At 67.7% G+C, this 12615-nt stretch carries 10 protein-coding genes and 1 pseudogene; 2 read left to right on the top strand and 9 right to left on the bottom strand.

All coding sequences use genetic code 11. The features are described from left to right. Positions 1-22 precede the first annotated feature (22 nt). The 4 genes and pseudogenes from IPK27_22460 to IPK27_22445 all read right to left on the bottom strand — a co-directional run bounded on the left by IPK27_22460 (position 23) and on the right by IPK27_22445 (position 3494). Positions 23-819, bottom strand: a pseudogene (locus IPK27_22460) (UDP-2,3-diacylglucosamine diphosphatase). Further along, a complete protein-coding gene (locus IPK27_22455; GenBank protein MBK8070267.1) occupies positions 816-2534 on the bottom strand; it encodes a lysophospholipid acyltransferase family protein in 1719 nt (572 codons plus the stop codon). The pseudogene IPK27_22460 and the gene IPK27_22455 overlap by 4 nt, the downstream one beginning before the upstream one ends. Positions 2535-2655: 121 nt before the next feature. Next, complete coding sequence (locus IPK27_22450) at positions 2656-3108, bottom strand: hypothetical protein (protein ID MBK8070266.1); 453 nt, start codon at positions 3106-3108, stop codon at positions 2656-2658. Positions 3109-3314: 206 nt separating this feature from the next. Next, on the bottom strand, positions 3315-3494 hold the full coding sequence (locus tag IPK27_22445) for a hypothetical protein (protein MBK8070265.1): 180 nt from the start codon (positions 3492-3494) through the stop codon (positions 3315-3317). 158 nt (positions 3495-3652) lie between these two features. On the opposite strand from IPK27_22445, the gene IPK27_22440 reads away from it, so the two are divergent. Next, positions 3653-4564 carry a LysR family transcriptional regulator gene (locus IPK27_22440; protein MBK8070264.1) on the top strand — a complete coding sequence of 304 codons (912 nt, stop codon included), beginning with the start codon at positions 3653-3655 and terminating at the stop codon, positions 4562-4564. A gap of 45 nt (positions 4565-4609) precedes the next feature. Here the strand turns inward: IPK27_22440 and IPK27_22435 are convergent, their stop codons facing one another. From IPK27_22435 to IPK27_22420, 4 genes are all read right to left on the bottom strand, one after another. Further along, positions 4610-5770 carry a glycosyltransferase gene (locus tag IPK27_22435; protein MBK8070263.1) on the bottom strand — a complete coding sequence of 387 codons (1161 nt, stop codon included), beginning with the start codon at positions 5768-5770 and terminating at the stop codon, positions 4610-4612. Positions 5771-5875: 105 nt separating this feature from the next. Next, entirely contained in the window at positions 5876-6325 is a 450-nt protein-coding gene (locus IPK27_22430; GenBank protein ID MBK8070262.1) for a hypothetical protein, read from the bottom strand. A gap of 76 nt (positions 6326-6401) precedes the next feature. Further along, positions 6402-7073, bottom strand: a complete 672-nt coding sequence (locus IPK27_22425; GenBank protein ID MBK8070261.1) for a porin family protein — start codon at positions 7071-7073, stop codon at positions 6402-6404. Positions 7074-7083: 10 nt separating this feature from the next. Continuing rightward, the gene (locus IPK27_22420; GenBank protein ID MBK8070260.1) at positions 7084-8865 is read right to left on the bottom strand and encodes an alkaline phosphatase D family protein; all 1782 of its coding nucleotides are present in this window, start codon (positions 8863-8865) and stop codon (positions 7084-7086) included. A 550-nt stretch (positions 8866-9415) separates the two neighbouring features. Here IPK27_22420 and IPK27_22415 point away from each other — a divergent pair. Then, the gene (locus IPK27_22415; protein ID MBK8070259.1) at positions 9416-11140 is read left to right on the top strand and encodes an alkaline phosphatase; all 1725 of its coding nucleotides are present in this window, start codon (positions 9416-9418) and stop codon (positions 11138-11140) included. Between the two features lie 201 nt (positions 11141-11341). Here IPK27_22415 and IPK27_22410 read toward each other — a convergent pair whose 3' ends face one another. Beyond that, the gene (locus IPK27_22410; GenBank protein ID MBK8070258.1) at positions 11342-12571 is read right to left on the bottom strand and encodes a hypothetical protein; all 1230 of its coding nucleotides are present in this window, start codon (positions 12569-12571) and stop codon (positions 11342-11344) included. Positions 12572-12615: the final 44 nt, after the last annotated feature.

Below are 12615 nucleotides of genomic sequence, written 5' to 3'. Positions count from 1 at the left end.
CAGTCAGTCAAGGCGTTCTAGTTCAGGCGGCGGCCAGCAGTGGCACCGCCTGCAGTTCCGCCAGGGTGCGCGCCTGGCCGGTCCACTGCAGCAGGCGCAGGGTGCCGCAGGCGGATTCCGCAATCGCGGTCAGGCTCTCCACCCAGTCGCCGTCGTTCGCATAGACCAGGCCGTCCCGCTGTTCCAGCGCAGCGCGATGGATGTGCCCGCACACGATCCCGTCGACGCCGCGGGCCGCGGCGGCGCCCAGCGCCGCGCGTACATAGCGTTCGATGTAGCGCTCCGCTTGCCCGCTCTGGCGCTTGAGGAACTGCGCCAGAGACCAGTGCCCCAGCCCCAGGCGCGTGCGCATCTGCTTGGTCAGGCGGTTGCCGGCGAGGATGTAATCGTACAGGTGGTCGCCCAGGCGCTCCTGCCAACCGCCGGTCTGCACCGCGGCGTCGAAGTCGTCTCCGTGGGTGACCAGCAGGCGGCGGCCGTCGGTGGTGCGGTGGATCGCATCACGGCGCACCTTCATCCGCGGCAGCACCGCCCGCACCAGTCGCGCAGCGGTCGGTCGTGGTTGCCGGGTATGTAGACCAGCTCCGTGCCATTGCTCGCCATTTCGCGCAGCCGCGCCAGCACCCGCGACTGGTGGCGGTCGAAACGTGCGCGCCGCTCGCTGATCCACAGCAGGTCGATGACATCGCCGACCAGGTAAAGCCGCTGCGTGTGCAGACGCTGCAGGAAGTCGAGCAACTCCTCGGCGTGGCAGTTGGGCGATCCGAGGTGCAGGTCGGAGAGGAAGGTGGTGCGTGCTTCGATGCGGCCGGCGTTCATGCGGCGAGGCTCGCGCTGGGCGCCGCGACGGCGGGTTGCAGGTAGCGTTCGCGTTTGCGCGGATGCATGCGGGCGAGGTCGACCAGTATCAGGCCGTCGATCGCATCGGCGAAATCATGGTCGACGCCGAAGTCCAGGAACTGGGCACCGCCCGGCTCGCACAGCTCGGTGTACTGCTTGTACAAGGTAGGCACGCGCGCGCCGAGTGCGGCGAGATTGTCCTTGAGCACCCGGAAGGCCTGCGCGGCGTCGAGTTCGCTCGCCTGCCAGGGCGCGGCGTTGCTGCGGAAGGGTGTGCGCGCGCGAGCGAGCGGCTGCTCGGCGCCGAAGTAGTGACGGTAGTAGCCGACCAGTTGCGCCTGCGCCGGTGGCGGCAGCGCCGAGCTGATCGAGACCGTGCCGAACAGGTAGCGCAGGCCGGGATGGCGGCGCAGGTAGGCGCCGATGCCGAGCCAGAGATAATCGAGGCTGCGGGTGCCCCAGGCCTCGGGCACCACGAAGCTGCGCCCCAGTTCCAGGCCTGCGTCCAGGATCGGGTCGAATTGCGGGCCAAGCTCGAACAGGCTGGCGCAATAAAGGGCGGAGCGCCCGTGCGCCGCGACCAGTTCGCGCGTGCGCGCCACCCGGTAGCCGCCAATGATGTGCCCCTCCGCATCGGCGAGCACGATCTGCTCGTAGCGGGCGTCGTAGCGGTCCCAGTCGAGCGCATGCCCGGTGCCTTCACCCACCGCGCGGAAAGTCCGCTCCCGCAATCGCGCCAGCTCGCGCAGCACCAGCCCTGGGCTGCCGGGCCCCGCCAGCAGGATGCGGCGCCCGTCCGGGGTTTCGCCGAGCGCTTCCAGACGGTCCAGCGCAGCCGCCAGCGCCTGCGCCGGGGCGGGGTGCGCCAGGGCCTGCGGCCGCGCCGGCAACACATCGCGGCCTTGGCGCAAAGCCTGCACGGCGCGACGGGTCTGCTGCGCCAGTTCGGCCGGCGCCGCCGCCGCATCCGGAAACCAGGGTGCTGCCAACCGCAGCCCGATCCGGCGACCGCGCCGGCCGAACAGCTGGCGCGGCAGCAGCGCGCTGCCCAGTGGCCCGGAGAGCGCGGCGCCCAGATAGAAGCCGATGCCATTGCGCGCGGCGACATGCACCGGCACGATCGGCGCCTGATGGCGCAACGCCAGTCGGGCGAAACCGCTGCGCCAGCGGCGCTCGCGCAATCCATGCCAGGACCAGCGCGCGACCTCGCCCGCCGGGAACACGATCACTGCGCATCCTTGTTCCAGCGCGGCATCGATGGGCCGCAACTGGGAGACTTCTGCGCGTCCGCCGAACACCCGCACCGGCAGCAGGAGTTCGCGCAGCGGCTCGAGCGCCAGCAGCCAGTCGTTGGCGACGATGCGCACGTCGCGCCGCACATCGCCCACCAGTTTCAGCAGCGCGAGCGCGTCCAGACCGCCGAGCGGATGATTGGCAACGATCAGGCAGGCGCCGCTGTCCGGGATGCACTCGCGCTCGCGGTCGTCCACCAGGTAACGCGCATCCAGGTGGCGCAGCGCGCCCTCGACGAACTCCAACCCGCGTAGCTGCGGATTGCGGTCGAGGAAGTCCTGGGCGCGATCCAGGTGGCCGAGGCGCCAGCAACGGTCGACGAGCGGACGCACCCATCTGCCTTGCGGCCCGCCGAGCCAGCGGGGCCAGTTTTCGACCAGGCGTTCGCGCATTTCCTGCATGGCGCACTCCGACCTCGAACACCGCGAACTCTCGGCCACCCACGCAACAATCCGATGACGATGCGGCGACCGTCGTGTGACCTGGGAAGCGCCACTTCTTGTGGGCGGAATCGGGTGGTCCCTAGCGCAACGCCTGTTGGAACCGGGCGACTTCCGCCTCCGCCTGCGGGCGCTGGTGGCCTTCCCAGAGATCCAGCTCGATGCCATCGCCGATGCGCAGGCGCGCGTGGAAGTAGGGGTCGCCGTCGCTGTCGGTCGACTCGACCACGCGGACGTCCGCCATTCCGCGCGGGCCGATCTCCTGCGTCATGCTGCCGAACAGATTACGCTTGCGGATCGACACCCGGCCGCGCCCGTGCACGCGCACGTGGACGATGGGCCGGGCGAACATTTGCAAGGACACCGGCACGCCCACCAGCCAGAACAGGGCTAGCACCGCCACCGTCAACAGCGGTTGCTGCGGCGGCGGCCCGTCGCGCAGCAGGATCCAGGTGAACGCGCACAACATCGCGAGCCAGGCGATCATGAATCCCCAGCCGAACACCGCCGTGCGGTTGCGAAATTCCTGGGCCACGCAGCGACTATCGCATGCGCGCATGACCGGGTGGTGACCACGGCTGGTGCTTGCCGCCATCGATCAGCGCCGGCGCAATGGTCGCGACCGGTCCCGCCCGCCGCCGCCGGGTCAAGGCGGCATTGACCGACATCGATCCAGCCGGGAAAGGTCGACGCCAACCGGCGCCGCTTCCATAACGGCGGGCCGGGGATTGGCGCCTCGGGTCATGCCCACTTGCGCGGAACGCATTCCAGCAAGGCGCCGAAAGCAGTGCCCAATGCCAGGCACAGCGCCAGTTGGCCGAACGCTGCCCCAAAAGCCACGCCAATGGCGACGCCGACGGCAATCCCATTGCCCGAGTGCAGCAGCCTTCTGTTGGGGCGAGTTTCTGCGGACATCATCATGCTCCTCCGGGTTGGCAATTCAGCGATGGCCGGGCGGCCGGGTGGTGTTCGCTGCGGATTCACTCGCAGCGTGCCCCATTGTGCAGAGAGTCATGGCCGACAAAAACTATGGGTAATCGACTATCTTTCATACGCGATGCGCATGAAAGGAAGACCCCGTGTCCGACCTGCTGTCCTGGTACCGGAGCTATTGCCGGGTCGTGGAAACGGGTTCCTTCAGTGCGGTCGCCGCTGAATTCGCCACCTCGCAGCCGACGATTTCACGCCACATCGCCGAGTTGGAGCGGCACCTGGACACCCTGCTGCTGCAGCGGAGCACGCGCGCACTGACGCCTACCGACGATGGTCGCATGTTCTATGAGCAGGCGCTCATCGTGCTGGCAGGCGTGGCCAACGCGGAGAGCGTGGTCGGCCATCGCCGCAGCGCGCCCAGCGGGAGACTGCGTATCGCCTGTCCGGTGGTGTTCGCTCGCCTGCACCTGGTTTCACGCATCAGCCGCTTCCTGCAGCGCCACCCGGCGCTGGACATCGAGCTGGTCATGGGCGAGGAGTTTGCCGACCTGATCGAGGAAGGCATCGACCTGGCTGTCCGCATCGGCGAGATCAGCGATCCAGGCCTGGTGACGCGCCTGATCGGCACCACGCGGCGCATCACCGTGGCGTCTTCGGAATACCTGGATGCGCATGGCACCCCGACCGAACCGCATCAGCTGGGCGCGCACCACTGCGTGTTGTTCACCCGGATCGGTGGCGGCGAAACCTGGCATTTCGAAGGACCACAAGGCCCTGTCAGCGTGGCGGTCCACGGCCGGTTGCGCAGCAATGGTTCCGACGCTGTGCGCGAGGCGACGATCGGCGGGCTTGGCATTGCCGTCCTGCCCACCTGGCATTTTCCCGATGGCATCGTGCCCGACGGCCTGGGCGAGATCCTGAGCGATTATGTGCCCCGGCCGCTGCCGATCCATGCCGTGTATTCATCCCGCCGGCATCTGTCGCTGAAAGTCCGCGCGATGATCGACTTTCTTGTGGACGAGTTTTCCGATCATCCCAGTCTGGCGCCGGCGCGCTGACGACACCGTCGGCCGATCCGATACACCCCGTGCCCTGCTGCCGCGTCAGCCGCGCGCGTGCGCAAGCCGCTGGTACAAGTCGACGACCCTCTGCATCAGCGCGGGAGCGCTCCATGCCTGCGCGTCCGCTGGCCCTGCCGCCGATAGGCGTGCCCGCTCTTCAGGAGAGCGCAGCAAGACCGCCACATGCTCGGCAAACTCGGATACCTGCTCGGCGCTGATGCGTGCGCAGCGGGCGCCCTCCAGCACCGTGGCGGTTCCCATCACCGCGGTGGAGACGATCGGCACGCCGAGGGCCATGGCCTCGATCAGCACCAGGCCCTGCGTCTCGGTGGGCGATGCGAACACGAAGACATCGCCCGAGCGGTAGCAATCGAGCAGTTCCGTGCTGCGGTCCAGGTTGCCGAAAAACCGGACGTTCTCCTGAAGGCCAAGCTCCTGCACCCGCTGCTTCAGCCGCGGTGCGTCCGGACCCTCGCCGGCGACGATGAAGTACAGATCCGGAAATTCCCGGCGCAGGAGGTGCGCCACGTCCAGCAGGAAGGTGATGTTCTTTTCGACCGCCAGCCGGCTGACGGTCACCAGCGTCGGGCGCCGTCGCTCGATCTTGTGGCGATGGCGGAACTGGCTGCCGTCGCCGCCAGCGAACTCGTCCAGGTGAATCCCGGTGGGGATGACCGTGGACGGTGTGCGGATACCGTAACCTTCCAGGACACGCAGCATCTGCTGCGACGGCACGATCAGGTGGTCGACGCCATGACACAGCCGTCGCGAGATCCAGCGGGCGCTCGAACGCAGCGTGCTCGCCGGCAGCCACGGCAGATAGTGCGAGACGTACTGTTCGAAATAGGTGTGATAGGTCTCGACGGTGCGAATGCCCGCGAGCCGGCCGAGGCGGGTGCCAAGCTGATGCGCCCGGAACGGTGTGTGGATGTGGATCACGTCGAAACGCCGCGCCTGCAGCTGCGGCAGCAGCGCCTTCAGTGCCGACACCTTGATCAAGCGGTCTTCCGGATCGAAGAAGATCGTGCGCGAGGGCAGCCGGATCAGCTCGAAGCCTTCGCCCTCGTGCGCCGAGCCGTAATCGGGCGCCACCAGCGTGACTTCATGGCCGCGCTGGATGAGATCGCGGGCGAAAGTCCGGATCGAGGCGGACACGCCATTGACTCGCGGGAAATAGACATCCGACAGCATCAATACGTGCATGGTCGCGCAGACTATGCCGGCTTGATGACAGTTGCGTTGCGGAGCTGAGGGGTGCAGGCCTGCAGCGGCAGGACGCCGGAACGGCAGGTTTCGCCGGCCAGCGACCTACTCGACGACCGCCGAGAAATCTCCGCGCCAGCCGCGGGTGGAAATGCGCAACTGCTCTGGACCGAGCCTGGTCAGGGTGAACTTTCCGCCGCTCTTCAAGGCCTGGCTCAACAGCCAACCGGCGGCAGGCCCCAGGCGGATCTGCTCCTTGGAGAACCGCGCCTCGAAGGTCGAGCCCGACCTGCAAACGACGCCCGCGCTTTCAGCCCACAGGCCCTCGCCGGTCTTGGTGAATCCAAGCATCAGGGCCCCGTTGCCCTGGACGATGGACATCAGCAGCGGCTTTCCGTCGTCCATGGTGGTTTCCGCCCATTCCAGCGGCAAGCCGGGCGCGCCCATCAGGCTTTCGAGTTCGCCGATGGTGGACGCGCACTTGGGGCTCTCCGCGGCCGCGCAGTGCCAGGGCAGCAGAAACAGGAGCAGGTAGCTGGCGAGTGATCGAGACATCGCAGGATCCGTGGCCTTGGCCTGGGCGCGGGATGCGCCGACTGGAGTGGGTGAAGCTGGCTGGCGATTGCTCAGCTCAAAGATCGAAGCGCAGCCCGGCGGTCAGGCTGACGGTCTGCACGTCGCTGTCGCCGCCGTCGAACGACACGCCCTCGACCTCGTAGCCCAGATGGTCCGCGCTGACATGGGTGTAGCGCGCGTCCAGGTCCAGTATCAGCGAATCGCCCAGGGGCACCGCCACACCTGCGATGGCCTGCAGCGCCCAGGTACTGTCGTCCTCACCGGAGATCCGCAGGAAATCGCCGCGGAGGTCGTCCAGCTTCACCGAGGCCCATCCCGCTCCGGCGCCGAGGTGCGGAACCCAGGATGAACCTTCGAGGGGCAAGTCGGCGATCAGGTTCAGCATCAATGTGTTCACGTCGACGCTGCCACCGAGATCCTCGAGCGCCAGCGCGGGCAATGCCTCGGCATCGGTGGTGTGGCGCATCCATTCAAGCTCCAGGCGCCACGGATCGCCGATGCGTCGGCCCGCGACGGCACAGAATCCCCAACCGGTATCCAGCTCCAGGTCGCCGAGGATCGGGCCCGCATCCACCGTCAGATCGGAGACCTCGTCGAAGCTGACACGCCCACCGAGGTAATAGGCCGCGGGGGCGTCTGCGGCGGACGCGGCGAAACCGGTCAGGCCCAGCAGCACCGCGGGTACAAGGCGAGAAAACGCATGCATGGCGAAGATTCCCTGGTTCATGGGCGCAGGCTCAGGCGAACCGGCGCGCGTCGGCGGGCACGGTCAGCGTGCGGTCCACGCTGGCGCTGTGGTCCGTGGTGAACACGTTGTTCACCAGGATCCACTGCGCTTCGGCGCGTTCACGCGTGATGTCGAGCAACACGAAGCCGCGGCGCGCGGTTTCCGCATACACCAGCTGATCGACGCGCGTCTGCGCAGGCGCGCTGTTGCTTTCCACCAGCACTGCGGTGAGCGCGCTGGACGGGATATCCGGCAAGGCTTCCTCGAAGCCCGGGGAAGACACCGAAGGCGTGGCAATCTCGACGCCGACGTTGACGATCGCCGAGGCCGTGGGCAATCGCAGGTTGGCGGCCCAGGAATTGTGGCTGTCGCCGGTGAGCACCAGCGGATTGCGCGCGGCCTGCAGCAGGGTGGCCAACATGCGCGTACGCGCCGTGGGATAGGACGCCCAACTGTCGGCCACGAAGTCGTACAGCGGCAATCCGGCACGCGCCAACTGATTGTACTGCGCGAGTCCGGCCGGCCCGCCAAGCAGGTCACGAATGCCCGCCACCAAGGCGTCCCGCACCGGCGGCGGCAACACCTGCGTATCCGAGAAGTTGGGTGCCGACTGGAAGTGCAGCAGTGTCTGGTTGCCGATGATCTGCCAGGGCTGCGGGCTGGTGGTCAACTGCGTCTGCAGGAAGCTCTCCTGCTCCGCGCTCATCATCCGCCGCGGCGTCGCGGTGCCAGGCACCACATCGGCCGGGAAGGTCCCGTCCGGGCGCGCGGTCAGGTAGAAAGACAGGAACTGATCCTGGCTGACGGCGTACTGGTCGCGGCCTTCAAGGCGGGTGTCGAGCATCACCAGGCGGGCCAGATTGCCGAAATCGAATGCGCGCCAGATACGCAGACGATTGCCATCCTGCGCCGTGCGGATCGGCATCCACTCGTGGTAGGCGCGAGTCGAATCCAGCAGTCGGGTCTGCCAGTTGCCCTCGCTGGCGGGCTGGTGGTTCTCGGCGCCGTCCTTCCAACTGTCGTTGGTCGATTCGTGGTCGTCCCACACCGTGATCCAGGCGTTCTTGCGGTGCAGCTCCTGCAGGTCCGGATCGCTGCGGTAGAGCGCGTAGCGCTGGCGATAGTCGGCCAGCGTCACGATCTCGTTGCGCGGGTTGAGCTGGTTGATGCGCGGCTGGGTCACCGTCTGGCCCACGCTGTTGCGCCCGAGCGCGAGCCCCGGCGTCTGGTAGCCGGTCGGGCCGTACTCGTAGATGTAGTCGCCCAGGTGCAGCACCGCGTTGAGGTCATCCCGGCGCGCCGCTTCGCGATAGACGTTGAAAAAGCCCTTGGGGTGGTTGGCGCAGGAGAAGAATGCCAACTTGATGTTGGCGACGTCGCCAACCGGCAGCGTGCGCGTGATGCCGACCGGCGAGCGGCGGTCGCGATACACGAACTGGTAGAAATAGGTCTTGCCAGGCTCCAGGCCAGCAGTATCGATCTTGCAGCACCAGTCGTTGTCCGAACTGGCGAGCACCAGGCCGCCAGAGACCGGCCGTCGCATGTCCGAGCGCTCGGAGATCGACCAGTAGAGGTAGAAGCTCTCGCTCGAACCCTCGGCCATGGCGCGCGTCCACAGGATCACACGGTTGGACAACGGGTCGCCGCTGGCTACGCCGTGAGTGAATGCGACGTCCAGGTCGGACGTGCCTGCGAGTGCCTTCTGGCTGATGCTGGTGGTAGCGATCGGCGCGAGGCCAGCGGCAAGGGCGCCACGCAACACGCGGCGACGGGTCTTGAAGTGGTCGGACACTGGGGGCTCCCGGAGCGCGATGAGCCCACAGGCTGCGATGCCACAGTGACCGGCTAATGACGTTGCGTTTGCGGTTCGTGCGCGCCTCCGGTTGGCGTGTAAACGAAGAGCGCCCGCGGTCAATTTCCGGGTGCACCAATACTGTCCGGCCAAGGTCTGGAAAGTCGCTCGCAAAGCTCTGGTCTTGAGAGCGGAATCGGTGGCTTCCGCCCCATCGATTTCAACTCGTGCGGCGCGATTCCCGCCGCTCCCAACACAGGAGATGCACCATGCATCAGAGGCGGTTCGTCTTCGCCCAGCCCATGGATCGTTTTGCTGCACCCCGCGCTCCGGAGCGGTTCCGGACAGGAAATCTCACTTTGGTCCTTTCGGCCGGTCAGCACATCTGCCCGCTGCTTGCGCTGTCGTGGGGGCGGCTCCGCCCGCGGGCTGCGAGCGGAGCCCTTGGCAGAGATCCAGCGAGAACCTGCTTGCGAGACGACCGGTCACCACGCGAGAAACGGTCATCAACGCCAGACAGACTTCCGCGGTTTCCCGATCCAGACTGCCCATGCGCCGCTGCTGCCATTCGATCGCCTCTCCGCTGTTGTTTTTTCTCGCCGCCTGCTCGGGCGTCCCGACCACGACAGCGCGTCCCAGTTCGTCGCCTGCAGCCCCGGCCATGCCGGAAAGCATGATCGATGTGCCTGAGGTTTCCCGGCCGCAGGGTGAGACTTCGGACTGGTGGTTCGTCTCCGGCGCCGCGGCGGCTGCAGAGCGCGACGCATCCTCGGGCCGCGCGCGAAACCTGGTGCTGTTCGTCGGCGACGGCATGGGCATGACCACGGTGGCGGCCGCGCGCATTTTCGAAGGTCAGCGCCAGGGTGCGCCCGGCGAAGAGCATCGCCTGGCGTTCGAGGAGTTTCCGCATACGGCCTTCGCGCGGACCTACAACACCGACCGCCAGACGCCGGACTCCGCGGGCACCATGACCGCGATGGCCACCGGGGTGAAGACGCGCATGGGCGTGCTGGCCGTCGGCCCCTCCGCGCCGCGCGGCGACTGCCCGGCGTCGGCTGGCGACGAGCTCGTCAGCCTGCTCGAGATCGCAAAGCTCGCCGGGCTGGCAACCGGCATCGTGACCACCACACGAATCACCCACGCCACGCCCGCCGCCACCTATGCCCGCGCGCCGGAACGCAACTGGGAAGACGACACGATGCTGTCGCCCGCCGCTGCGGCCACAGGTTGCCACGATATCGCGCGCCAACTGGTCGAACCGCGGCTGGGTCCCGGCCTGGACGTCGCATTCGGCGGTGGTCGCGACCGTTTCCGGCCGCGCGCGTCTGGCGGCCTGCGCGGCGATGGCCGCGACCTGATTGCCGAGTGGCAGGCGCGTACCGGTGGCCGCTACCTCGAGGATGCTTCCGGCCTGGCGCGGCTCGACGTGCGCGATCCTGCGCCCTGGCTGGGTTTGTTCGCGCGCGACCACCTGCAGTTCGAGCACGATCGCCCACGGAACGCACCCTCCGAGCCCAGCCTGTCCGAGCTCACACGCGCCGCCATCCGCCGGCTCGCAAGCGATCCGGACGGCTTTGTGCTGATGATCGAGGCCGGGCGCATCGATCACGCGCACCACTTCGGCAATGCCCACCGCGCCCTCGTCGACACCCTCGCGCTGTCGGACGCTGTCCGCACTGCGCTGGAAGAGGTGAGTCTGGAAGACACGCTGGTGGTCGTGACCGCCGACCACTCGCATACGCTCACCTTTGCCGGATATCCGGTGCGTGGCAACCCGATCCTGGGGTTGGTGCGCGGCGTCAGCGGCGAGGACACGCCAGCAAGCGAGTACGCGGTCGATTCGCTGGGTCTGCCGTACACCACGCTGTCTTACGCCAACGGACCGGGCTACACCGGTGCCTCCGACCGCCAGCCTGCCGGCGTCAAGCGGTACCGGCACGAGTTCAGTGGCATGACCGCCATCCGCGACGGCCGTCCCGACCTCCGCGAGGTCGACACCGCCGCTCCGGACTTCATGCAGGAAGTCGGCGTGCCGCTGAAGGACGAGACCCATGGCGGCGAGGACGTCCCGGTCTACGCTGCAGGCGCCGGGGCAGCCGCATTCCGCGGCAGCATCGAGCAGCACGTCCTGTTCCATCTGATGCTGCAGTCCAGCCCGCGCCTGCGTGGCCAGCTGTGCGCCGCGGGCCTGTGCGATGCGCAAGGCATCCCGGTCCGTCTGCCGAGACCTGCGGCGCTAGGCGCGCATGCCGCGAATGCAGCGGATGGGCAGTGACGACGCCCCAGCCCGTCCAGGCAGTCGCTGATTCCGTGGTCCTGAGGTCCGAGCACGCCGCGGCGCTCCTGCTTCGCGCGCTCAGGAGCCACTGTCACCTGGGGTCCGGAAGGACGGCGGTTCGCCGAATCCCGGAGGCCGACGCGTGCGCAGCCTTCCTCGCGCTTTTTCCGCACTTCTGCTGGCAGCCGCTGGGCCGGCTCAGCCGTGTCCGCTAACGGAGTCGCGAACCGCGGCAGCTCGGTCCGGAAAATCGGTGAACCAGCCGTCGCAACCCATCGCCAGCAGCGCCTGCATTTCGCCTTCCATCGACGGCCTGCCTGTAGCCGGGAGCGCAAGGAAGCGCTCCTCAGCACGTAGCGTGTAGGGGTGGACCTGCAGGCCTGCGGTGCGCGCATGCTTGACCAGCGGATGGACCTCGCCGGTGCGCAGCCAGCCCAGCTCCGCGCGACCATCGTTGTCCGAGTCCAGGGGCGGCGACAATGGCTGGCGCACCAGCAGCGATTCCTTCCACGGCCCGAGTCCCGAGATCCCCTGCGCGGCCAGCCAACGCAGGACTTCCGGTGCGACCAGATCGGCGTAGCGCAACGGCCCGGGGTGCCGGATAAGCCGGGCCAGTTCGGGTTCGAGTTCGGCAATACGGTTGCCGTCGGGACTCGCATCGGAGAAATCGAAGGGTGCCGAGAAGCCGCTTGCGGGCGCATCCGCGGAAAGGTCGCCGAGCAGCAGCACCAGCGGTAGCTGCAACCCACGTGAGGGCAGTTCCTGGCGGGCGCAGCGCAGCAGGCTCGATAGCTCGAAGCACTGGATGTAAACGCGCGCGGGGTCCGTGAAGCCGGTGGCCTGCAGGCGGTCCAGCAGCATCCGGGCGAGCGGCATCGCGATGGGCTGTCCGTCCAGACGCAGGCCGCGTTCCGCGAAATAGCTCGGGTGCTTGATTTCCGGGTAGATCCCGACGCCGCCCTTGCTTGCCAACCCGATGACTTCATCCAGGGTCAGGATCTGGAACTGCCCGTCGAAGCGTCGATTGCCCGGGCGCACTTCCGGCTGGGTCTCGACGCAGCGCAAGGACTTGATTTCGTCCAACGTGAAGTCCTCGGCGAACCAGCCGCGCAACTCCACCCCATCGACATGCTTGGTGGCCCGGCGATCGGCGAAGGCCGGCCGGCTCGCGACGTCGGTCGAGGCCGACAGCTCGTTTTCATGGCGTGCGACCAGAACGCCGTCGAGGGTCGGAACCAGGTCGCACTCGATGAAGTCGGTGCCCTGCTCGATGGCCAGTTCGTATGCCGCCAGGGTGTGTTCCGGGCGATATCCGCTGGCGCCGCGATGGGCGATCACCAGCGGGCGTCGCCTGGCGGCGCGCGACAGCCCGCGGCAACCTGCGAAGGGCACGCAGCCAGCAGCAATCAGCAAGGAACGGCGGCGCATGGACTGGTCCAGGTGAGGGTGATGTGGAATTGCTGAGGTCGCGC

The sequence above is a fragment of the Rhodanobacteraceae bacterium genome (genome assembly GCA_016713135.1).
In the GTDB taxonomy this organism is placed as follows: domain Bacteria; phylum Pseudomonadota; class Gammaproteobacteria; order Xanthomonadales; family SZUA-5; genus JADKFD01.
The sequence above is the reverse complement of the archived record's forward strand: the minus strand, read 5'-3'. Positions and strand labels throughout refer to the sequence as shown.

Bases quoted from the DNA above. Each gene is read 5' to 3' on its own strand.
- IPK27_22410 (MBK8070258.1), bottom strand. From the start codon at position 12,571: ATGCGCCGCCGTTCCTTGCTGATTGCTGCTGGCTGCGTGCCCTTCGCA.
- IPK27_22435 (MBK8070263.1), bottom strand. From the start codon at position 5,770: ATGCACGTATTGATGCTGTCGGATGTCTATTTCCCGCGAGTCAATGGC.
- IPK27_22415 (MBK8070259.1), top strand. From the start codon at position 9,416: ATGCGCCGCTGCTGCCATTCGATCGCCTCTCCGCTGTTGTTTTTTCTC.
- IPK27_22455 (MBK8070267.1), bottom strand. From the start codon at position 2,534: ATGCAGGAAATGCGCGAACGCCTGGTCGAAAACTGGCCCCGCTGGCTC.
- IPK27_22445 (MBK8070265.1), bottom strand. From the start codon at position 3,494: ATGATGATGTCCGCAGAAACTCGCCCCAACAGAAGGCTGCTGCACTCG.
- IPK27_22430 (MBK8070262.1), bottom strand. From the start codon at position 6,325: ATGTCTCGATCACTCGCCAGCTACCTGCTCCTGTTTCTGCTGCCCTGG.
- IPK27_22425 (MBK8070261.1), bottom strand. From the start codon at position 7,073: ATGAACCAGGGAATCTTCGCCATGCATGCGTTTTCTCGCCTTGTACCC.